19 protein-coding genes and 1 pseudogene are annotated in these 22,421 nt (G+C 41.0%); 2 read left to right on the top strand and 18 right to left on the bottom strand.

Features of this window, described 5'->3' with window-relative positions; all coding sequences use genetic code 11:
* Positions 1 to 112: 112 nt before the first annotated feature.
* On the bottom strand, positions 113 to 1,123 hold the full coding sequence (locus tag PGRAN_RS08555) for a WxLIP family cell surface protein (protein ID WP_036066508.1): 1,011 nt from the start codon (positions 1,121 to 1,123) through the stop codon (positions 113 to 115).
* 257 nt (positions 1,124 to 1,380) lie between these two features.
* On the opposite strand from PGRAN_RS08555, the gene PGRAN_RS15680 reads away from it, so the two are divergent.
* Complete coding sequence (locus tag PGRAN_RS15680; protein ID WP_051998523.1) at positions 1,381 to 3,759, top strand: GDSL-type esterase/lipase family protein; 2,379 nt, start codon at positions 1,381 to 1,383, stop codon at positions 3,757 to 3,759.
* Positions 3,760 to 3,810: 51 nt separating this feature from the next.
* Here the strand turns inward: PGRAN_RS15680 and recQ are convergent, their stop codons facing one another.
* Complete coding sequence (gene recQ / locus PGRAN_RS08545; RefSeq protein WP_036066478.1) at positions 3,811 to 5,589, bottom strand: DNA helicase RecQ; 1,779 nt, start codon at positions 5,587 to 5,589, stop codon at positions 3,811 to 3,813.
* Between the two features lie 748 nt (positions 5,590 to 6,337).
* Here recQ and PGRAN_RS15675 point away from each other — a divergent pair.
* A complete protein-coding gene (locus PGRAN_RS15675; RefSeq protein ID WP_051998522.1) occupies positions 6,338 to 9,475 on the top strand; it encodes an MSCRAMM family protein in 3,138 nt (1,045 codons plus the stop codon).
* Between the two features lie 73 nt (positions 9,476 to 9,548).
* Here PGRAN_RS15675 and guaB read toward each other — a convergent pair whose 3' ends face one another.
* The 16 genes and pseudogenes from guaB to PGRAN_RS15670 all read right to left on the bottom strand — a co-directional run bounded on the left by guaB (position 9,549) and on the right by PGRAN_RS15670 (position 22,421).
* Positions 9,549 to 11,015, bottom strand: coding sequence for an IMP dehydrogenase (gene guaB / locus PGRAN_RS08535; RefSeq protein WP_036066476.1), 1,467 nt, complete (start codon positions 11,013 to 11,015; stop codon positions 9,549 to 9,551).
* Between the two features lie 208 nt (positions 11,016 to 11,223).
* Positions 11,224 to 12,915 carry a ribosomal protection-like ABC-F family protein gene (abc-f, locus tag PGRAN_RS08530; RefSeq protein ID WP_065427914.1) on the bottom strand — a complete coding sequence of 564 codons (1,692 nt, stop codon included), beginning with the start codon at positions 12,913 to 12,915 and terminating at the stop codon, positions 11,224 to 11,226.
* A 518-nt stretch (positions 12,916 to 13,433) separates the two neighbouring features.
* On the bottom strand, positions 13,434 to 14,351 hold the full coding sequence (locus PGRAN_RS16990; protein WP_065427913.1) for a MucBP domain-containing protein: 918 nt from the start codon (positions 14,349 to 14,351) through the stop codon (positions 13,434 to 13,436).
* A gap of 6 nt (positions 14,352 to 14,357) precedes the next feature.
* Positions 14,358 to 15,086 (bottom strand): annotated as a pseudogene (locus PGRAN_RS16985) (EndoS/ChiA family endoglycosidase); the annotation flags it as partial.
* Positions 15,087 to 15,363: 277 nt separating this feature from the next.
* On the bottom strand, positions 15,364 to 16,164 hold the full coding sequence (locus tag PGRAN_RS08520; RefSeq protein WP_036066473.1) for a hypothetical protein: 801 nt from the start codon (positions 16,162 to 16,164) through the stop codon (positions 15,364 to 15,366).
* 7 nt (positions 16,165 to 16,171) lie between these two features.
* Positions 16,172 to 16,678 (bottom strand): hypothetical protein, encoded by a 507-nt coding sequence (locus PGRAN_RS08515; RefSeq protein ID WP_036066472.1) that lies wholly within the window; start codon positions 16,676 to 16,678, stop codon positions 16,172 to 16,174.
* A 112-nt stretch (positions 16,679 to 16,790) separates the two neighbouring features.
* Complete coding sequence (locus tag PGRAN_RS08510; RefSeq protein WP_149024024.1) at positions 16,791 to 17,084, bottom strand: hypothetical protein; 294 nt, start codon at positions 17,082 to 17,084, stop codon at positions 16,791 to 16,793.
* Between the two features lie 85 nt (positions 17,085 to 17,169).
* Positions 17,170 to 17,757, bottom strand: coding sequence for a DUF3885 domain-containing protein (locus PGRAN_RS08505; RefSeq protein ID WP_420911972.1), 588 nt, complete (start codon positions 17,755 to 17,757; stop codon positions 17,170 to 17,172).
* 280 nt (positions 17,758 to 18,037) lie between these two features.
* Entirely contained in the window at positions 18,038 to 18,349 is a 312-nt protein-coding gene (locus tag PGRAN_RS08500) for a hypothetical protein (protein ID WP_036066467.1), read from the bottom strand.
* Positions 18,350 to 18,367: 18 nt separating this feature from the next.
* Positions 18,368 to 18,547 carry a hypothetical protein gene (locus PGRAN_RS08495; RefSeq protein WP_036066466.1) on the bottom strand — a complete coding sequence of 60 codons (180 nt, stop codon included), beginning with the start codon at positions 18,545 to 18,547 and terminating at the stop codon, positions 18,368 to 18,370.
* Positions 18,548 to 18,847: 300 nt separating this feature from the next.
* Positions 18,848 to 19,261: a YxiG family protein gene (locus tag PGRAN_RS08485; RefSeq protein WP_036066463.1), complete on the bottom strand. Its 414-nt coding sequence runs from the start codon at positions 19,259 to 19,261 to the stop codon at positions 18,848 to 18,850.
* Between the two features lie 174 nt (positions 19,262 to 19,435).
* Positions 19,436 to 19,615, bottom strand: coding sequence for a hypothetical protein (locus PGRAN_RS08480; RefSeq protein ID WP_036066462.1), 180 nt, complete (start codon positions 19,613 to 19,615; stop codon positions 19,436 to 19,438).
* 472 nt (positions 19,616 to 20,087) lie between these two features.
* Entirely contained in the window at positions 20,088 to 20,651 is a 564-nt protein-coding gene (locus tag PGRAN_RS08470) for a hypothetical protein (RefSeq protein WP_036066459.1), read from the bottom strand.
* A gap of 481 nt (positions 20,652 to 21,132) precedes the next feature.
* Positions 21,133 to 21,306 (bottom strand): AAA family ATPase, encoded by a 174-nt coding sequence (locus tag PGRAN_RS17770; protein ID WP_077914638.1) that lies wholly within the window; start codon positions 21,304 to 21,306, stop codon positions 21,133 to 21,135.
* A 351-nt stretch (positions 21,307 to 21,657) separates the two neighbouring features.
* Entirely contained in the window at positions 21,658 to 22,107 is a 450-nt protein-coding gene (locus PGRAN_RS08465; RefSeq protein WP_036066458.1) for a hypothetical protein, read from the bottom strand.
* Positions 22,104 to 22,421, bottom strand: a complete 318-nt coding sequence (locus tag PGRAN_RS15670; protein ID WP_051998521.1) for a hypothetical protein — start codon at positions 22,419 to 22,421, stop codon at positions 22,104 to 22,106. Before PGRAN_RS15670 ends, PGRAN_RS08465 begins: the two co-directional genes overlap by 4 nt.

Here is a 22,421-nt window from a genome sequence, read left to right as displayed (position 1 = left end):
GATCTAGCCTGCAAAGCTAGATGCTAACTCAGCGCACGACACTTCTTAAGACCTACAACAAAAATCTGGATAACGCGGGTACTTCCCTCCCGTCATTATCCAGATTCCCTACTTATTCTTCTTTATCTTTGTCTTTCTTCGAGCGTTTTCCTAACCAGAATGCTAGTAGTACAAGTAGAATTAGCGCTAATGCTCCACCTGCAACGTACCACCACGTATAGTCTTTCTCAAGTTCTACGGCGGTATCGTTTAGTTTCTTCGCATCGTCACCTTTAATGGTGAATTCTTCATCCCATTTCCATGTTTTATCACCGGATGTAGCGACCATTTTCAATCGGTATTTTCCAGCTTTGAGTGGCTGGTTTTCCCAGTCAATCGCGTAGTTAAAATTAGAATTTGGTGCCATGCGAAGATTATCACGTTTGGCTTGATGCAAAACTTGATCGTCCCCTGATTTGTAAACTTTTGCATCGATCGTCAGTGGTTTAATCATCGTTGCTTCGGGATTTTGTAAGTTCGCCGTCACCACATTGCGATAGTTGATTTGTTGAGGTTTGATTTCGTGTAATTTCATGTTAGGCTCTACAACCGTATCGTTTTCCGATAGTTGCACGCCAACCACATACGCGTAACGGTTCTTGATTTGTACGCCTTTGCCATCTTCATTTTTTGCGTTAGGATCTTCTTTTTCGATGAACTGTAGACCTCCGAGAATAATGCCGTCAAAGCTTTCTGCTGGCATCGTCACGGATACCTTAATTGTTTTGCTACTTTTGGCGGGAAGTACAGCCTCTGCATCAGTTTTAGCGATTGCGGAGAACGGTGTTTTCAGGGATTTATCAAGCTTCGGATCGGTCTGGCTATAATCCACGATTCCGTTGTCATTCGTCACGGCCGTGTTTGCGTTCGTTTCGATTGTAATCTCTTTATCTGTATCATTTCTAAGTACAACCTCTAAATCTTGCTTTTGACCTGGCTTCATGCGCAAGTCAAAATAGGTTTTCGATTTATCTATTTGGTTCTCTGGAATCACTGCCGTTACCGAGAAATTCGCGGCCGCCTCAGGGCTTAACGGGTGAAACAGCACCCCTATCAACATTATTGGCAATACTAAAAGTAACATGAACTTCTTCACAAAAACCCAACTCCTCTCAATTCTCTCTTTTAAAAAAATTTTATATACCTCTCTTACTTGTACCCGCTGATCCCATTTTAAAAACTAAGAATGCGTTTTTTTATACAATCAATCGTGGAAAACTGTTCTTTTGGTGAACATTTTGTTAACACTAGCTTTTTTTGTCCTTTATAACACTAAATAAAGCTGGTGCCCCCATTTGAATTCGCTTATGCTTAGGAAAGATTACAATAGAAAGGATGAAAATGTTGAAAAAAACACTAAAATACGCTTGGATGACATGCCTAATTTTTGCCATTTTCGTGATTTTACCTTTATCGACGAAAGCAGCTGAAACCGGCTTTATTCCCACTATAAACATTGTGACAACAGTTGGAAATGCAGTTGGATTACCTACAGAGGTGCAACAAGCGGACAATGCATATAAACTAACAAAAGTGAAAGTACAGTGGAATACTATCGATCCTGCCATTTTTAATGAGGTTGGGGAACATGTTATATTCGGAACAACCGAAAATGCGCATAAACCGGTAAAAGGAGCGATTCATGTTTTCTCAAATGCAAAACCGGTGAATATTGCTGCAATTGGGGATAGTATCACATACGGGCTGAACGTGGAAAACGTTTTTTATAACGCTTATCCGAAACAGCTGAACAATCGACTCGGAACGAATTACAATGTCACGAATTATGGGAACAGCGGGAAAACCTTGCTGGAGAACGGGGATGATCCGTATATCCGCACAACGCAGTACACGCAAAGCTTAGCATCTAACCCAAATGTCGTGATTATACAACTTGGCACGAATGATTCTAAATCGTTTAATTTTGCAAAAATCGATCAATACGTGGGCGATTACGTGAAATTAATTAATAAATATAAGGCGCTAGCAACGAAACCGGTCGTCTATGTTTCCCTACCACCGGTTGTGTTTAACACAGCTTACATGATTAACCAAGCAAACATGGATAAAATTTTGCCAAAAATTGTAGAGGCTGCTGAAAAAGCGAATGTGGACGTTTCGATTATCGATAATCAGACGGCGACGGTTGGTGCGAAAGAATTTGTACCTGATGGCGTGCATCCGAATGGGAAAGGCGCTGCGATCTTGGCAAACAATGTCTACCATACAATAACTGGTGAGCAACCTGAGTTGTCTGGAAAAGTAGCGGCGAATGCTTATAGTACAAGTTATGGCGCGATTAATGCGGTCCCTACGACAGCGGACAAGACGCCATTTCTATCGAATATTTCGACACAAAACTGGGTTTCTTACAAAAATGTGAATTTTGATAAGTCTTTTGGTAGCTTGCAGATGTCAACGGCGGTACTCTATGATGCAACGACTGTTGAAGTGAAACTGGATAGTCCAACGGGCACAACGATTGGGACAAAGGTTTTGAAACAAACAGGAAATGTGAACACATGGGCTCTAAATACAATCTCAACAACGAATGTTAAGGGTACGCATGATGTATATTTCATTTTTAGCAGACCTTTTTCATTCCCGAATTTTGAGTTGCTGAATCTAGGAAGCATTGATTTTTCTTATGATGCGGCGAAACCGACGGAAATTATGTCAGCGCAGGATCTTGAGGCAGCTCTAGCAAGCAGGCTTACAAATTTGAAGCTGATGAATAATGTGACATTCACGAAGAATTTACAGCTTTCAGATGATACGAAACTAAACCTAAATGGCTACACGATGAATACCTCGAACTACTATTTAAGCAAAAATGACGCGGCAGGGAAACGTATTCAATTTGATATTTTTGGCGGTAAGGTAGCTGGTAATAACGCGTACGGGAGTATTTATAGCGCTACTTCTGAGTACAACAACTACGGCATGAACATTAACGCTAAGGACATCACGTTTAACGGTACTCTCTTTATTCGTAATAATGTGCTGGGCGCAGTAGTTACTTTTGATGGTCATAACGTGATTAAATCAACGACGGGTAGCAATGTTTACGTTCGCAATATGACGATTAAGGCAGGCTCTTATTACTATGGTTCCACGGAGGGCGGCGGTTCATCTAATGAAAGCGGCTCGACGGTCATCACGATGGGCATGGGTAATACAGACAAAAACTTCATCGTTGAACCTCAGGCAAAAGTAGAGCTGTACCCTGGTAGTAATGGGCCTTGGTATGGACAGAACGCGATTTACGGCTTCTCTAAAATAAGCATTGCAGATGGCGCTAGCTTCACGGCAAGTGGCGCGCAACCGATGCTACGTACAGAATACACAGCCAAAAATGCACGCGTAGAAGTTGCACCAAATGCGGTATTCAATGTTCGCACAACAGAAGCGGCAGAGGGCTTTTCTTATAGTTTTGGTATCGATTATGTTTTTGATCATGTCGCGTATCTGAACTTGGAGAGCCCAAATAAAACAAACTTCATGTATGCCTTTTACAACAGTTCCATAAGCATTTCCGGTGGCAAAATCAGCGTCTGGAATGCAGCAAATAGTACGCAAACCTGGGATTCTGTCAATGTTTTCCGACTGAATAATATTCTGAGCAGCAAAAACATGGGCACACTAACAACAAGCTCGGCGGAACTGAAAAATACATTCGGTAGCCTTGCGAATTATGTAAGAATCACGAATCAAAACTAAGCAACAAAAAAGCAGTATCTGGGTTTAAGAATACACCCAAATACTGCTTTTTTATGCTTGCTTTTGTAGTACTTCCAAGAATTCCGCGCCATATTTCTCAAGCTTATTCATACCGACACCTTTGATTTCGAGGAATGCCTCTTCATCTTTTGGCAGGTATTCACACATTTGCCGTAGCGTTTCGTCGGAGAAAATAATGTATGGCGGAACTTTGTGCTTCGATGCAAGTTCCCGACGTACTTCGCGCAATTCGCCGAACAAGCCCTCGTCGACATCAATCGATACTTTCGTAACTTTACGAGCCGTTTTCCGCGTCACTTTCTCTTTACCAAGCAGGACGTTAACCGCCTCGTTCGTCAGTTTTAACGATGGAAATTGGCTGTCTGTATACGCTAAATACTTCTCCGCCGCCAAATAATCGATCAATTGCAACACATCTTTTTGCGAGCGGTCCTTCATCAAACCATGCGTTGATAGTTCTTCCAAACGCCACTGTTGAATTTTCTGATCCTTCGAGCCTGTTAACACTTTGGCGACCATCACTTTTCCGAACCGTTCTTGCATTCTTTTAATACATGAAAAGACTTGCTGCGCCTCAATCGTGATGTCCTGCGCCTCTCGCGTATCTAGGCAATTCCCGCAACGCCCACAGTTCTCACCTTCCTCGCCAAAATATTGCACAATATATTTCTGCAAACAGATCTCCGTATAGCCGTAACCCGCCATTTGACGCAGTTTTGCATACTCGTTTTGCTTGCGTTCTTCGTCCATTTCCGACTGATCAATCAAAAAATGCTGAATATGCGTGTCTTGCGGACCGAAAAGCAAAATGCAATCGCTGGCAACGCCGTCACGCCCAGCACGCCCAGCTTCTTGATAATAGGCCTCGACATTTCGCGGCAAATTATAATGAATCACATACCGCACATTCGACTTGTTGATTCCCATTCCAAAAGCATTCGTTGCTACCATCACGCGCACATCATCGTACAAAAACTTCTCCTGCCAAGCGTTACGCTCCTTATCCGACATACCGCCATGATATTTTCCCGTCGGAATCCCCTTTTTCGTTAGCATCTCGTATAGTCGCTCCACCTCTTTACGCGTCGCTGCATACACGATCCCCGACTGCTCACCATTCGTTTTCACATAATCGAGCAAATACTTATCACGATCCTGCCCCTTCACGACCTGAAACGCCAAGTTCTCCCGTGCAAAGCCCGTCTGCACAATGCTGTCTGCGCCGATGTCGAGCAACTTCATGATGTCCTCCGAAACCGTTGGCGTTGCCGTCGCCGTCAGCGCAATAATGAGTGGCCGCGGGTGAATAAGATCCAGTGTATCACACAACGTCAAATAACTCGGACGAAAATCATGTCCCCAATGCGAAATACAATGCGCTTCATCAATCGCGAAAAGCGCAATATCCGTCGTATCGACCAAACGCTTAAAGCTCGCCGTCTCTAAGCGTTCCGGCGCGATATAAAGCAACTTCACCGCCCCATTTTCCGCATCCCAAAGCCGATTGTCAATCTCGTTGCCCGAAAGTGAACTATTAACAAATGTCGCCGGAATCCCCTGCTCATTCAGCGCATCCACCTGATCCTTCATCAACGAAATCAGTGGCGAAACAACGATCGTCAAGCCATCCAAGACAAGCGCTGGAATCTGGTAACAAAGCGACTTTCCGCCACCCGTCGGCATGATTGCTAGCGTATCCTTACGCGCAAACAGATTCCGCAACACGTCCTCTTGTCCATCACGAAATGTCGAATACCCAAAGCTCTCCTGCAAAACCTGTTGTGATCTACTCCAATATTGTTCAATCATTTATTAGCACCTACCTTATCTCCCGTACAAACTTTTCTATCCATCTAGTATACCGTTTTTCTCCAAACAAAAGAAGGGCTTTCGCGAAATCCGTTTTTTCACAGATCTCAAGCCCTTCAAAATCAGTTTTTATCCCTGATTTAGTAGCTAATCGCGCGTTTCTTCAAAGCACTCCACGTACTATTAAACGAAGCCTTCGAAATACGGATGTTCTTTTTCACTGTCCACGGATCGTTGAACTGCTCTAAAACAAGTAGAAGATACATGTTCCATCTATTTCACCCAAAAGAGACAACTCTACAATAAAACCGATTAATCCCCATTTACATTAAAAATTCACATTTTAGACATGACACATTTTACCTAAGCGGTAAAACACGCAAATCCTACTAACATGCATGAAAAAACAGGCTTTTTTAGTAAGGTCTATTACACAAAAAAAATACATTATCGTTATTTTTTTTACAATTAACAAACCTATTTACATAAAGTTAGGGAGCCCCATTTAAACAGCCTTTACACCGTTACTTGTCTATGCTAATATTTTACTTTGTAAGTTAATAACAAAAAAATGTATAGTATTTATTTCAAATCCATGATTAAAAAGGAGGCCATAATAAACAAATTTATATCAAAATCGTGCCTATTGAATTATACTTCTTCTTCACAGAGTCTATCCGATACAAATTAGTTATATTTCAATAAGTTAGATTTTTCAAAAAAATAATTCCCATAAAGGAGAAACATAATGAAAAACAAAAGAAGATACCTAATAACATTAATATGCTTTGTCCTATTCTTACAATCGTTTAGCTTGGTCGCGATAGCCGCTCAAACTACATCCTCCACAGATAGCATTAAAACAACGATTACTGTCCCATCTGGCTCCATTACTAACCGAGAAGAAGTCACGCTTCAAGTTAACCTTTCCGGTAGCGCAGGTTCCTTCACACCAGAGAACGGCGATCTGACCATAACCATACCAAAAGACATCGTTTATAGCATCACCGATTTCACTTCTAAGCTAGATTTACCAGCACCTTTCAAGCTGAAAAACATTACCTCAGATGATACAAATTACAAAATTATAATATCCATAGACACTACCTTGATTGCCTCAAATGAAGCCTTTCACGGTATTTTTCAGATTCAATTTGGCGCCCCAATACTGACGATAGGTGATTCACATAATGATACGCAGACCTTCTCCATTGATTATGCTACGAAGCATGATGATATAACAGTCGATGTCTCAAAGAAAAATCCGATTGTACCAGTGATTTTCGATAAGTGGTATAAAGGTGATTTAGACGAAAACAACGTCGCAGTTTTAAATACAACGACACCTACAAATAATAAATTCCAGCTTGTCGTGAACTACAAACAGGTGGACCTAAATGACGTCATCATCACCGATACACTTCCGATAGGAACCTCTTTAGTAGCTACTGACACAAATTCCAATATACCTGGAAATAACATGACCGTTGATAACATCCGTATTTTAAAGGCTACCGCATTTGATGCACAGGGTCTTGCAATCAGTTTTGAATATGCAACGGCCGATTTTCAAGATAAGATTAGTTACGACACGACAGCTCGCACTTTTAAAGTAGATTTAGGTGACGTAGCAGCAGAAGATACTTATTTTATTGAATACGCTTTAAAAGTAGATGACCCAGACCTTGGCGCGCAAGTGAATACTGCCAATTTCACAGCGTCAAACACGAGCGCTATTCAGAGAGTCTTTCCAGTTAAAGCGATTCAACATTTCGGAACAAGCTACGTTCTAAGTAAAAGCGTGGATAAGCAAATTCTTAACTACGATGAAAACACGCTTACTTATACGCTAAAACTGGTGTCACTAGACGGTGCTAGCATTCCTGCGGGCACGGTTATTACCGATCCGCTAGACTCCCGAATCCAAATCACATCGATACTTGACTACGATAAAAGCAAATTTGACATTCAATATGACGCTAATGCACTAACGATAAAAACGCTCGTCGATACACCGAAAAACGGGAGCAATAGTTGGGCTTTTGAAGCTAATGTCTCTACTTTAAAGATTGGCGATTCTCTCTTGAACTCTGCCTATATGAACGTCTCCAATAACATTATCCAATCAAACACCGTAGCAACGAAGAAATACGACGGGCGAATTCAGATAGTGAAAACCGATAATTTCGGTCAACCGGTCGCCGATGCTGAATATACAATTAAAGATACACACGGTAAAGTAGTTTTCCAAGGCAATACGGATGCAAACGGTATTTTACTATCAGCAGCACTACAAACGGGCACATACACAGTAGTAGAAACAGCTGCGCCAGTCGGTTACGTTCTCGATAACACACCACAATCCGTGACGATTACCGAGCAAGACACCGATCCAATTATCTTACAAACAAAGAATCTCATGAAAACTGGGTCTGTAGAACTGACAAAAGTCGATTCAGCGGACCACACAGTGACGCTTGCTGGGGCCACTTTTGATCTACTGGACGAGCAAGGCACGATTTTGAAAACTGGCTTGACTACTGCTGCAAACGGTGTTTTAAAAATTGCTAGTTTGAATCCAGGGAAGTACAGCCTTGTCGAAACGGCCGCTCCCTCTGGTTACACACTAAATAGCACACCGGTTGCGTTCGAAATCGCTTTTGGCGACAACCAGACTCCTGTTACTTTAGTTAAAGAAAACACCATGAAGAACGGGTCTGTGGAACTGACAAAAGTTGATTCGGCGGATCAGACATTGACACTGTCTGGGGCTACTTTTGACTTGTTAGATGAGCAAGGCACGATTATAAAAGCAGGCTTGACTACCAATGACAAAGGATTTTTGGAAGTTTCCGACTTGAAACCTGGAATATACAGCTTTGTTGAAACGGCCGCTCCATTTGGCTATACACTGGATAGCACACCAGTCGCATTCGAAATCGCTTTTGGTGATGATCAAACGCCTATTTCATTAGTCAAAGAAAACACGATGAAAAATGGGTCTGTGGAACTGACGAAAGTTGATTCGGCAGACCATGCAGTGACACTCACTGGGGCTACTTTTGACTTGTTAGATGAGCAAGGTGCAGTTTTACAAACAGATCTAACCACTGACGACAATGGATTCTTGAAAGTTTCTAATTTGAAACCAGGAAAATATAGCTTTGTCGAGACTGGGGCGCCTATCGGTTACACGTTAGACAGCACACCGATCGCATTTGAAATTGTTTTTGGCGACGATCAAACCCCTGTTTCTTTAGTCAAAGAAAATACGATGAAAAATGGGTCTGTGGAGCTAACAAAAGTCAGCGCATCCGACCATTCGATTTTGTTAGCTGGCGCTGTTTTTAACCTATTAGACGCGCAAGGTACGGTTGTACAAGAAGGCCTCACAACGGACGAGAACGGATTTTTGGCAGTGGATGGGTTAATACCTGGGAAGTACAGCTTTGTCGAGACTGAGGCTCCTGCTGGCTACACATTGGACAACACGCCGCTCCTATTTGAAATTCCGTTTGGCGATGATCAAACTCCGGTAAAAGTCATGATGGAGAATGTGATTACGTTCCAACCAGGACCATCATTCGATGACCCTACACCTTATGATCCAACACCGGTGAATCCAGGTACAGAGGAACCAAGTACAGAAACACCGGGTACAAAAACACCAAACGTAGAAAAACCAAGCATCAAAGATCCTGCAGAAAAAGCACCAGCTCTAGAGGAAACGAGCACACCAACAAAAATGACAACATCGAAAACAACAGAATCAAAAATACCAAAAACCGGTGACAGCTCCGAGCGTAATTTAATCCTAATCGGCTTAGTTTTATGCCTTCTTGCTTCCATGCTATTCGTAGCACAAGCTAGAACGAGGAAAAACTAGCCACACAAAAAGCGTCCTAGATTTGATGAGATTTGCGAGTCTCATCAAGCCTAGGACGCTTTATTTTGTTTATTTAAGAAATACTATAGTTTGGCGCTTCTTTCGTAATTTGGATATCGTGTGGATGCGACTCACGCAAGCCTGCACCAGTCATTCGAATGAATTGCGACTCTTCACGTAAGTGGCGCAAATCGGCTGAACCACAATAACCCATACCAGAGCGAATACCGCCAATCAGTTGGAACAGCACATCCGCAAGAGAGCCCTTGTAAGGCACACGACCTTCGATACCCTCCGGAACTAGCTTCTTCGCGTCGGCTTGGAAATAACGGTCCTTAGAGCCCTTCTCCATCGCAGCCAGACTACCCATACCGCGATACGTTTTAAAACGACGACCTTGGAAAATTTCCGTTTCGCCAGGACTTTCGTCGGTTCCAGCAAACATACTACCGATCATAACCGCATGACCACCAGACGCAAGAGCCTTCACGATATCGCCAGAATACTTAATCCCGCCATCCGCAATAATCGTTTTGCCATACTCACGCGCAACCGTCGCACAATCATAAATCGCCGTAATCTGAGGAACCCCAACACCTGCGACCACACGCGTCGTACAAATCGAACCAGGTCCGATACCCACTTTCACGATATCCACCCCAACATCAAAAAGTTCACGCGTTGCCGCAGCCGTAGCCACGTTACCAGCAACGATATTTACGTCTGGGAACGCCGCACGAATCTCAGCAATTTTGTCTAAAACGCCTTGCGAGTGACCGTGTGCCGTATCAATAATGATAGCATCCGCGCCAGCTTTGACTAGTTTCTCCGCACGGCTCAGCGTATCATGCGTCACGCCAACTGCTGCTGCAACGAGCAAACGACCATGAGAATCCTTCGCCGAATTCGGGAACTCAATCACTTTTTCAATATCTTTTATCGTAATAAGACCTTTCAAAACACCATTATCATCCACGAGTGGAAGTTTCTCGATGCGGTGCTTCTGTAGGATGTTCTCCGCTTGCTTCAATGTCGTGCCAACTGGTGCTGTAACTAGGTTTTCCTTCGTCATCACATCAGAAATCACGATCGAATAGTCTGTAATGAAACGCAAATCACGGTTGGTCAAAATCCCAACAAGAATGCGGTCTTCTTCATTATTAACAATCGGTACACCCGAAATACGATATTTCGCCATCAAATGCTCCGCGTCAAATACTTTATGATCTGGCGTCAAGTAGAATGGGTCAATAATAACGCCACTCTCCGAACGTTTCACCTTCTCAATTTCCCCAGCTTGCTCGTCGGCTGTCATGTTCTTATGAATAACCCCGATACCGCCCTGACGCGCAATCGCAATCGCCATTTTAGCCTCCGTAATCGTATCCATACCCGCACTAAAAACCGGTACATTGAGCTTCAGTGTCGGCGTCATTTCGACTTTCAAATCCACTTCATTCGGCAGCACATCCGATTTCGCCGGTACCAACAATACATCATCAAAAGTAAGACCTTCTTTTGCAAACTTAGTCTCCCACATGGGTCGCAACACTCCTTCAAATTTGGTTGACGTCACCGCTCCAAAATTACAAGCCATTCTTAATAGTAGAAAAAATCACTCGCAACCCCTCTTCGTTTCCGCCGATAGATTTTGCTAATTGTATAAATGCTACAAGAAATAGCGTCATATGTCAAGAGGCTGGTAATTATCAGTTTTTTCTGAACTATTTTGACTTTCAGACTATCAGCTAACTATTTTGATATGAAAGGAGTTGTAGGCGTTTTTTACATCCATTCGCCATAGGTATATAGTCTCTATGTTTCACGTGAAACAATTGCTTTTCGGTAGCATACGAATAATTTCCCCCGTACGAAAAAATCTGCCCCCGTTCCAACCAAACCGTCCTATCAAAAATCTGGTCCATGAAAAAGCGGTCATGCGAAATCGCAATAATCGTCCCCTCAAAATTTCGCAATGCTTCCTCAAGAACTTCCCGTGAGGCGATGTCCAAATGGTTTGTCGGTTCATCCAAGAGTAGCGTGTTCACAGGCTGATTCATAAATTGCGCCAAACTAAGCCGCATTCGCTCGCCACCACTTAAGTTTGCCACTTTTCGAAACACCATTTCGCCATAGAATAAGAAAGTCGCCAACATATGTCGCGCGTCGCCCTCAACAACCGCCACCTTATCGCGAAACGCCTCTAGAACCGTCTGATTTTCATCCCCTACATCCATGTGCTGCGATAAATAAGCAATGTCAACACTTGGCCCTACATGCACCGTCCCGATGTCAGGCTGCAACTCACCAAGGATCAGCTTCAAAAGTGTCGACTTCCCAGCCCCATTATCACCAACAATCGCAACTCGCTCCTTCTGCCTCACGTGCCAGTCCAGGCTCTCAAACAGAACCCGCGTCCCGAATTCCAAGCCCACCTGATCAAAAATCACCACATCTTCCCCGCTACGCTTCGACTCCTCGAACTCAAGCCGCATGTTCTTCTGCTCCAAAGCTGGTTTTTTCAAGACCTCAATCCGATCTAGCGCCTTCTCCATACTTTTTGCGCGGCGAAACAACGCATCATTCGGCGGATTAGCCTCCATCGCCCATTGCCGCAAGCGCTTGATAGCCTGCTTCATCTTCTTGATTTTCTTCTGCTGATCCTTATAATCCTTGAATTCCTTGAGTAGCCGCTCCTCACGCTCCACTAAATATCCCGAGAAATTCGTGTGATACGTGATCAACTCCTTGTTTTCAAGTTCCACAATCTTGTGCACAACCTCATCCAAGAAATACCGATCATGCGAAACAACCAACACCGTCCCCCGATATACCCTCAAAAACTGCGTCAACCACTCCACCGCCCGCAAATCAAGATGGTTTGTCGGCTCATCAAGCAACAGCAAATCCGGTTCCTCCAACAACATCTTAGCAAGCGACACCTTCGTACGCTCCCCGCCACTAAGCTGTTCCCAAGGCTTATCCGCCAAATGAGGAATTCCTAACCCATGCAAAATTTTATCCATATCCGTGTCTAAATTATAGCCTCCCAACTCGATAAAGCGAGCCTGCTTCTCACCATAATCTCGCAGCAACTTCTCGTTCGTATCATGCATCATTCGACTCTCCATCGCTTCCAATTCCACCTGTAAAGCCAGTACATGCCCAAACGCCGTCCTCAGAAAATCGCGCACAACCATCGTGCCCGTCACGTTCGGCATCTGATCCAACAAACCCACCGTTGCGCCCTTTTGCACCGAAACAATCCCCTCATCAGGTGGCTCAATCCGCGCAATAATCTTCAAAATCGTACTTTTCCCCTCACCATTTCGACCGATGAGCCCAATTCGTTCTCCCTGCTCCACCTGTAAACTAATTTTTTCTAAAATCAAATCCCCAGTAAACCGTTTTGTTACGTTATTGAAAGCTACTATTGTCATAATTCCTACTCCTCATCATTGTTCGAGAAGCATGCCATCCATGTGCTGCTTCATGTCCCGCGCCTTCGGATCCAGCTTCTACGGCCAACTCCTCGAAAACTTCACGCCCTCCGCAAAAAGAAAGAGCAACTTTTTACTGCGGCCGCTCCAGTTTTTTTCGGAGCTAACGGGCCGTTTCAGCTTTTCATCTGCATGCACAAAAAAGCTTAAGCAAATCCTCGATAATCCGGCAAACAACGCTTCACAAAACGCCCTATTCCAAAATTCGAGACAAATGCCCAAGCTTCTTCTCTATCTTATTTCAACGTGGGAATCCATGCTTCTCTTATTTTTCCGATATTCAGTTACTGAAATTGGGCAGACTTGTACCCTGTAACTGACATAATGGAAAAAACGGCACGGATGATACTGCATAAATTACTTACTAACTTCAAACGCGCTATTGAGAATTTCATGGATTCCTCACCTCTTTTCGTTACTAAAATATGCTTTTAGAATACTAGGTTTCGCGACTAATGTCAAATACCTTTTCTACGTAACACAACGATAGATGCAAAAATCGCTAACGCACCGACGACTGCCGGCCAATCGCTTGAAGCTCGATCCCCTGTTTGCGGAAGTTTTGCGGTTCCTCCCGTATTCGTCACTACCGGGGCTGCCTTTACTTCTTTGACAATAGGTTTATCGTCGACTGCTGGCACCGGTTCAGGTTCGGATTTCGCATAAACATAAATGACGCCCTGTTCTTGCTCTGTGAACATGCCACTGCTTAGCCCTTTTGTTTCTTGTAAAGTGTAATTCGGGATATCTTTTTGCGGAACTTCATAACTGCTACCGAATTTGCCAGTGAGCTGCAAATCCTCCGCCAGTTTTTGACCGTTTACATCTTGATAGCTTACTGTCACCGGTTTCGGGATTGCCGCGATACTATTCAAAAGTTGTTCCACGGCTTCATTCACTTCCGACTCAGAATATTTCTTCCCACCAATCAGCGTTTCTAAGGCTTCTTTGGCGTTTTTCAGAGCTTCAATGTCTGCTGCATTTGTTTTGACTTTGGATAAGATTGCGTCAGCTTCGTCGATCGCGCTGAATGCTGATGTGAGATAAATCGATGTTAACTTTTGCTCTAAGATTGGGTCGTAGCTTGGGCTCAGCGCTGTTTCGAAATTCGCACCTAAGATAGCTACATTGGCCTCATAAAGATTGGTTGCCTTGTTGATCGCGCTCTCCACTTCTGCTACTTTTTCGTTCGTTAGATTTCTGCTGTACTTAATTCGCTGTAAATGATGGTTTGCCAACGATTTTGCAGTATCCACAGAATAACCGTTGACTTCTAGGATTGCCGTTTTCGTCCATAACAAGTTCGAAGGTGAGACACTATTTATATCCGGCTCATTGTAAGTTTTTCCATCTCGGTCGAAAGCGTACAAGAACATCCCCGATAAATTATTCTCCCGAACGTGCTTCGCGACTTGATATATGTTCGAATCTTCGTACGGAAGCCTCGTATCATACCACCGATTCCGATCCTGCTCCTCTGGAAAAGTAAGGCCCGGTAAAAACTACGACTTCGGCAAATACGGCGCATACGCATTAGCCGCCATTTCCGTTCTGCTTGGACCACTTCCATACTGTTGATACGCCAGCAAGTCAAAACTATCGCTCACATTTTTAAATGGATTCATATTTTGCGCATTCGTATCATACAAAAAAAGCGTGCCGTTATTGGCTTTCGGGCCGATATATTTCGATAACGCCCTCACAACACCGTCAGAAATCTTCACTTCATCCGCAGTCGGATACGTTTCCATATCAATGTCCAAACCATCCAATCCCCACGGCACCATCAGTTCATCTAGCAATGCCTTAGCATAACTATCGAATTCCTGCTCTGTCGGAAAAGTGCCTGCATAAGGAATAGCCAGCAATTTCGAATAATCAAAACCACGAATCAGCTTCACACCCCGCGCATGCAACTCCGGCTCATATTCCGCTTTTAGCTTATCAAAAAACGGTTTTGCAAGCTCCTCCTGACCAGGCGGCACATAACTAAACACGTTAACAATATTTATCCCGTACGGAATATCGCTCATACTAATCCAGTTCTCATCAGGCAAGCTCGTGTTAACCCCCTTCATCTCCACATCCCGCCAAGCCCGATAATAAATCATGAAATTCTTATTCGTGACCTGCTCCTCCGCCTGAACACTTCGAGACGGCACCGAAAACATCGGAATCAAGCTAACACACAGCACAAAAACAATCGAAAAAATCAAGCCCTTCTTACTCATGAAAAAACCCCTTTCCATTTTCTAATCTCCCAAGACATGCTGAATTTAACCAGAACTAAAAAAGCGCTTACAAAACAATTTTAGCATAGATAGAATTGGATTATATAGACAAATTAAAGGTATTAGTGTACAAAATATTGTTTTTAATTCAAGCATGTCATTGATAAACACGATAAGATTGATCATCTTTGAAGACGGCCAAAGCTTGATAACCCCCTGTAACCTCGCCTACCCCCACCATATCAAGTGTAGTATAATTGATTACATCGAATTCACTATTAAACTCTGCGATGCCCTTCCCATCAAACCCAAAGCAGCGGTCGTTATAATAATAAGAGCCATCGTAATAAGTAGGAACCTTGTAGTGCTTGCCCTGACCCGTCACCAAATTATACTTCAAACAAAAGGTTCCATGCTCCGCACCCGCATTGCCATAATAAAAAATATATAGATTTTCTTTTCCATCATAGCAAAACGAATTGCCATCATCGATAGAGAACAGCAACTCGTCAGGCAACACACGCACCATTTCATTTTGAGCAATGTCCCATTTTAATAAAGCGTACATGCTATACCCGTTAAAATAATTATCCGAATACGTATGATATATTCCCTCCTCGTGATACAACAAATAAACTCGCCCATCGATCACTAAAAAATCTGTCAAACCTTCGCCTACTATAGCGTAGTTACTGCCCTTCTCGCTAAAACTAAGAATGTACAGGCCCTCATCATCCGGCCAATCACTAACTATAAGAAATACTTCCCCACCTTCTGTCAAAATAGCCTCCCAAACTGTAAAACTTGGTTGATTATATATGTACGGGAACTCCAAACGCTGATCACCGTGCAGAATTTCTAGCATGCCGTCCGTAATTGTGTATGTAGCTGGCCCGCCGCCATTCATAGAATATAAGTAAAATTCATTCTCTAGTGAAGCTTTACCTGTGAGTTTCATTGTAAGATCAGTCCTCCTTAAGATTAGTGTTTTGCTTTTCCAGATAATCTTTCATACACATCCTAGAATCAAATTGTAAAAGTTCTTCTAAATTTAGATTATCATATCCTCTTAAAATAGCTTTATTAACAACCAATGTTTTTTCCTTTGATCCAAACCTATCCTGCCAATAAAGTGCCATTGCCTGGTTTTCTGGAAATCTACTAACTCGCTCTAAGTATTTTTCGTACATATCTAAATTATCAGGGATAGATCTTTTCTTGCCACTAGTATTGCAATCCAGCCGTGCCAAATCTTCCGCTGTTATCCCACCTTTTATTCTTTTCACGACACCAATGGCGCTCGGTTTTCTATTGTCATGGAGCGCTACAAAATAGGAAGTCCCTCTTCTTGGCCTGAAGAATTTTTTCGCAGAATCACCCTGTTGAGGGAGAAAAAGAATATCACCTTGGTCTGCATAACTATCCAAATCTGGTGAATATATGCCAACTAAAATTTTTTCATATCGAATCATTGTGTACCTCCTAAAATTAATATCTGTAGAAACTTAGTAGAAAGCTGAATACTACTACCAGATAAGCACCTCCTGCGATTACCTTCCTCCTTTTCGCGAGCCGTATAGATAGCTATGAGAACAACGCCATTGCCTCCATCACAGTTCCATTGACAATGTAGGCAAGGCACACTATTGAAAAGATTCCTCCAAATACAACCAAAAACCAACTCTTTGTTTTCCCCCAAAAAATAATGAGAGCACACACCGCCAACACACTTACAAAGATAAATTCAAGTGGTTTAATCGCTATTTCCTCACCCCAGGCATACAGATATGTTCCACAAGTAAGCAGGAAAAATATAAAAATCAACAGTAGGAAAGAAATAACTTTTTTCGCACTCTCACTTCTCACCATAATGTCCAATTTATTAGCTGCTCCAAAAAAACTAATCATCACGATGAAAACTAGGCTGAATTTTAATATAAAACCGATAATTTTAATACCCTCCCTACAAACCAAGCTTATCCTCAATTTCATTTCTATCGTAAGACAGAGCCCAATCATTGTACTTGTGATAAATTGGCTTCAAAATTTCTGCAGAATTAGCTACAATGTCTAGACCTCGATCATCATACATATGATAAATTATTTTCTTCTCGATATTTAGAAAATAGCATTCATACTCTAGCTTTGGAGCTATATTCATATCTTGATTTGCTATTGCCACTAGCATTACTGTAATTCGGATATCTTTTACACTGCATCGAAGAACAAACTTAAAAAAATAAACTCCATCTCTTAATACTTTCTCGGCACTAAGACGATTTTTCAATGACTTTACTTTAAGATATTTTTTCAATACCCCTGTGGGTTCCCATTTTCTTCCCGGAGTGCATTCTGAATACCACACTACATATAACTGATCGTCCGGTAAAAATATTTCTTTAAATAATACTTGGGATCGCTTGTACACCTGGTTCATGTACAGTAATTCATCAGTATTCATACTGCTTTCGCCTAATTCAAAACGTATAGCTACGGAAGAATGATAAAAAAGCGGTTTTTCTAACTCCCTTTTTTGAAAACTATTGTAAATAAATTCTCTGTACTCCTCACCAATTATATCTATTTTAATCTACCCCTTCTTTAAGAAGCCCATTATTGTATCAAAAAACAAAAGAATCCGGAACCAAGATACCATTCCCAATGCTACCAAAATTATCGTCATCAGCGTCAGATAAAGAGACTTTTATTATTTCAATGCATCCTTGAAGAAAACTCAGGTGTAACAAAAACATGTAAACCCGCTTCACACCCTGCGTTCAAAAACTGAAAATAAACCGGATAATCACTTTGCTTCATAGTATCTGCGTTATCTAGCTTACTTTTTTTCCCTCAAAAATATATCTGGTATATCCAAATCTCCTAGTTCCATCGTATCTCCAAAAACGATACAATCCGAATATCTTTTTATAATGGTCAATACGCCTTGGAAACTCCACCTCTTCAAAAACCAAAACAAAATAATTCATGTTCTCTGGTAACGGTAGAGTTGCGTCTAATGTTTTTATGCAGTATTCCTTGTAATTATACGGAGCTACTTCCAGTTCAATACCCATTATCGCCATGCAATTTAAGTTTAAATGAGATATAGACTTGCTATTAAACTCCGTCCATACTTTTGACATCGTTACCATCCTCCAGACTCAAGCGATTAATTCACCAATCGAATACCAAATATAGCTACCGAATGCGACTAATACAACAACCATCAGTACGCAAGAATAGATTGTCTTATATTTTTTAGGCCGATATTTCGCAAACAATATTAAGTAAGTTAAAATAAGTACATTTATCAAAAATACAAGCACTAGCATATCTGGCATGTGCGAACCTCCTTTTGAATTAATATAAAAAATAAGATGCTATAATAATTGTCATCATCAGTCCAATGCATATTGTTTGAAGTAAATTTTCCAATCGTTTATTCAACCTCAGTTTACCGATTAAATCCTGAAGAAGAAAAATATTAGCAAGTAAAATAAATCCAGTGACAACTTCTAATATGGATTCAGTTATAAAGTTTCCTGTGAAGTAGTATATTAATAATACGGTGGCCAATGCTAAACAAATACACGTTACCCAAAGCCTCCATGTTTTATTAGGACGCTCCTTCTGTTCCTCCATCACAATTCGCCCTTTCTAACCAAATTTTCAAACTTGCAGCCATCAATATCAATTTCATCCGCCTCAATTAGTAGTAAACCTTCCATGAATTCTAGCGTGAAATTAAATTTAGAATCAAACCCATTATAAAAATTATCTCCGGATTTTATGAATAAGCCTTGATTTTTCGAATCGTCATAAACTATAGATAACAACTCCCGCTTTTCGCCATACTCATAATCACTTGTAGCATAACGACTATCCTCGTATCCATTTACAAAATAAAACGCACTAACTTTCCTAAAAACAACATTCACTTTCTTGCCATTATCAGGATATATGAGATCCAACTGGATTCTATTTCGTTGAATATCGACGCTGTGATTGTCGATTAAGGCCTCTTCTATATCACGCAATGCTTTCAGTAGTCGCATGTTTTACCTCCTTCCCTTAGAAGTACCCTTATTACAAAGCAGGCTTATTATAAGTCAAAAATATGATTAATCAACTATATCCATGTAATCGTTCCTAAAAACAAAAAGCATTTGTTGCTTCGCTATTCTTACACTAGCTCAACACCTTAAATTCCAATATAGTTAAGAAATATTTTATCCACTAAACATCACCTTACCGCTCTCCCATGCGTTTTTTAATAGCACAGACCCTAAACCTAGGAAAAACACCACGCCTATCATTTTTTTAATAATGGGAGTCTTGCTATCAAGTACAACAATACCGATAACAGAACTAATAATCCCACCAATCAAATATAAAATAAATCCCCACATGCTTCCTTGACTCCTTTGCATCACTCATAATAAATAAAAGTGTCCACCACGTACTTGGCATAAAGCCCGACAATCAACAAAAATACACCAATCGAGCTAAGAGTTAACCACTTATTATGTCCGTAGGCATTCATTGCAAAATAAAGTACCACGGTGACCAAAAAAAGAAGTAAAAACACCCCAAAATAAACAAAACGATATATATTTGAAAACTCCATTTCCCACCTGCCTCGATGTTATATTGTTACATAAAAACCTATACCGACAATTAGAAACCAGATAACCAACATGATATATGAAACTACTCTATCAAGAAAACCCCATTTAAATTTCTTAATACCTATTAAAACTAGTATCATAATCATCAATAATAAGTGTATAGATATATTTAACAACGAATCCAAAGATATCACCGCCTGCCTATTCTATAAAACAAGCCCTCCTCAAAACTCGAGAAGAGCCTGCTCCCATCTTACCTTGTTTGCTTCCGCAGTTTCCGCATCATATCTCGCTCAACGCTACCGCCAAATCGAACCGCAATAATGTCTTCTTTTTTGATCCAGCAAGTGCCATCCGGACGTCCTTCATCGGTGACCAGACTGATTTCCAAGCCTTCATAGTCACTTCCAACGATGAGCCCCGCAACCTGAGCCTCGTCTCCCAGGATTTCGATACCCGCGATTTCCTCATTGTGATACACGTGATCCACCGCAATTTCGAATAGCGAATGCTTTTTGTTCGGTACTTTATCAAAGAACGCTGGACTTTTCGGTTGGCCTAGCTGCTTCGCGAGTAATTCTGCGGTTTTCAGAAAAGCCGTGTCGATTTCGATGCGATACACCATTTCCAGTGGCAGCACGACAAACCCTTCCTCATAGCCATCCGCGCGCCTTGCACGGAACATGACGTCGCTTGCAGTGAGCGCTTCGATGTACCCCGCCTCGAAATAATCTGCTTCGCGAACCGTATAGATAGCCACGAGTTTTTGCTCCTCTTGGCATTTTAGTAAACGTTCATACATGAATTTTGTGGACATTTTTGTTCCTCCTTGTTGCTTATTAACCATTCCGTATTTTCATAGACTTTATTTTTACAAAAATATCCTTTTTATGAAAATAATTTCATTGTCTCCATAATAGTCCCATTAACAATATAGACCGTGCACGTTATCAAAATAACTCCTCCCAATATGACCAACAGTACACTTTCCCTTTAGTTTAACGTCCTCTTTAAAATCATCCTCACCTTCGCTTATATCAGGAATATTTTGTATAACCTGAGACAACCTTGAATTCTTTCCAGATTGCATATCGCTATATGCGTCTCTTAAAGCTCACAAATATGTAACTCTAAGTATTTCTCGAGATTCTGGCGAAAGCACTGGACCATTATCATCTTTTTCATATGTCAAATACTCTAAAAACGCTGCATTTTCTAATAGAGATAAACCTGTAAATTTACAAATAATTTTAATTTCAAGAGAAGTATCTTCCCCATGAAAGTCGGCTTCATTTAGCCTATACCAATGAAAATCTGTTGTGCCAAGAACTATACGAATAGCATCTAACTATAGCCGACTTTCCAGAATCATTTTCACCGACTAAGACCGTAAGACCCCTATTGAATTTTATTTCATGATAACTCGAACCAAAAGATCTGAAATTTTTTAACATAAGTGATGATAGATACATATTTTATTAACCACCTTGTCCTTCTATTATCAAAATTAGGTTACTATACTGTATTAATTTACAAAATCACATTAATATAATATAAACCTATCCTACCTCCGCTTAATTTTGGTTGCAATCTGTGTTTTAATCTTTGCCAAAATTCCGCTAATACATAAGCTCTATCTGTTTCAAAATATATACAAAAAAGCAATATGTTGCAAAACCTATTTTTGGATATTTTGAGACGTTATTTCCATTCTTTTCAGAATGTGTCAAAAAACATGCTTTTTGGTACATCACTAATACACAAAGAAAGAGCATCACTGTTTTTCAATGTGCCCTTCCTTTGCTTTTTAAATGACTACTTTATTAACTGTTGTCCACTTTAACATCAAGCTCTTCGACTAGAATATCCAAATCTCTAGCATAAAAATTAATACTCTCTCCTTCTAAAATTCGGAATGTTATGGTTGCATTTCTCACTAAAAAATAGTCAATATTTTCAAGCGTGTTAAGATTTGATATGTCGCTTAATAATTCTTTTATATCTTCATCTTTAGGAACTAGTACATACTTTCCATCTTCAATAAGTGACGAGAATTCATCCATCATTTTTTCTAGATAAAAATTTATATACCGCTTAGCTTTTAAAGGCAGTGATATTTCGGCCTTCTTTTTTTTATCTACTGTATACGCGTATATATCATATTTATCAAATAACGGATTTAACACCCCCCTTATGTTTGGCATTATATCATGATACTCCTTATCAGCTTCATTGTATGAACCCATTGTAGTCATTCCTATACTATAAATCATTCTATCACTTCCTGTTCTTCGCTTTTTTTTATAGTTATCCGCTTCTTAGCTTTACCTCGTTTCCATTTCCCTTTGTATTTCGAATATTGATTGTTTTGTAAGTGCCATCCATGATCATTATGAGGTGTATGAAATTCCCAACTCCTATAGGTTTTCTTGCCACTTTTCTTTTTTGTTGAATAAATAAATCCCCAATATCCTTTGCCCTTTTCAGAAGATCCTTTAATTTTACCCACTTTATGAATTTTATATGGAACTTTACTCCATAATTTTTTTGCTGATTTACCTACCCATTTACCCCCTTTTTTTCCCAT

Source organism: Listeria grandensis FSL F6-0971, from assembly GCF_000525835.1.
GTDB lineage: Bacteria > Bacillota > Bacilli > Lactobacillales > Listeriaceae > Listeria_A > Listeria_A grandensis.
This window is presented reverse-complemented; position numbering and strand designations above follow the sequence as displayed.

Bases quoted from the DNA above. Each gene is read 5' to 3' on its own strand.
- PGRAN_RS08555 (WP_036066508.1), bottom strand. From the start codon at position 1,123: ATGTTACTTTTAGTATTGCCAATAATGTTGATAGGGGTGCTGTTTCAC.
- PGRAN_RS15680 (WP_051998523.1), top strand. From the start codon at position 1,381: ATGTTGAAAAAAACACTAAAATACGCTTGGATGACATGCCTAATTTTT.
- recQ (WP_036066478.1), bottom strand. From the start codon at position 5,589: ATGATTGAACAATATTGGAGTAGATCACAACAGGTTTTGCAGGAGAGC.
- PGRAN_RS15675 (WP_051998522.1), top strand. From the start codon at position 6,338: ATGAAAAACAAAAGAAGATACCTAATAACATTAATATGCTTTGTCCTA.
- guaB (WP_036066476.1), bottom strand. From the start codon at position 11,015: ATGTGGGAGACTAAGTTTGCAAAAGAAGGTCTTACTTTTGATGATGTA.
- abc-f (WP_065427914.1), bottom strand. From the start codon at position 12,915: ATGACAATAGTAGCTTTCAATAACGTAACAAAACGGTTTACTGGGGAT.
- PGRAN_RS16990 (WP_065427913.1), bottom strand. From the start codon at position 14,351: ATGTTCTTGTACGCTTTCGACCGAGATGGAAAAACTTACAATGAGCCG.
- PGRAN_RS08520 (WP_036066473.1), bottom strand. From the start codon at position 16,164: ATGAAACTCACAGGTAAAGCTTCACTAGAGAATGAATTTTACTTATAT.
- PGRAN_RS08515 (WP_036066472.1), bottom strand. From the start codon at position 16,678: ATGATTCGATATGAAAAAATTTTAGTTGGCATATATTCACCAGATTTG.
- PGRAN_RS08500 (WP_036066467.1), bottom strand. From the start codon at position 18,349: ATGTCAAAAGTATGGACGGAGTTTAATAGCAAGTCTATATCTCATTTA.
- PGRAN_RS08495 (WP_036066466.1), bottom strand. From the start codon at position 18,547: ATGCCAGATATGCTAGTGCTTGTATTTTTGATAAATGTACTTATTTTA.
- PGRAN_RS08485 (WP_036066463.1), bottom strand. From the start codon at position 19,261: ATGCGACTACTGAAAGCATTGCGTGATATAGAAGAGGCCTTAATCGAC.
- PGRAN_RS08480 (WP_036066462.1), bottom strand. From the start codon at position 19,615: ATGTGGGGATTTATTTTATATTTGATTGGTGGGATTATTAGTTCTGTT.
- PGRAN_RS08470 (WP_036066459.1), bottom strand. From the start codon at position 20,651: ATGTCCACAAAATTCATGTATGAACGTTTACTAAAATGCCAAGAGGAG.
- PGRAN_RS17770 (WP_077914638.1), bottom strand. From the start codon at position 21,306: ATGTATCTATCATCACTTATGTTAAAAAATTTCAGATCTTTTGGTTCG.
- PGRAN_RS08465 (WP_036066458.1), bottom strand. From the start codon at position 22,107: ATGATTTATAGTATAGGAATGACTACAATGGGTTCATACAATGAAGCT.
- PGRAN_RS15670 (WP_051998521.1), bottom strand. From the start codon at position 22,421: ATGGGAAAAAAAGGGGGTAAATGGGTAGGTAAATCAGCAAAAAAATTA.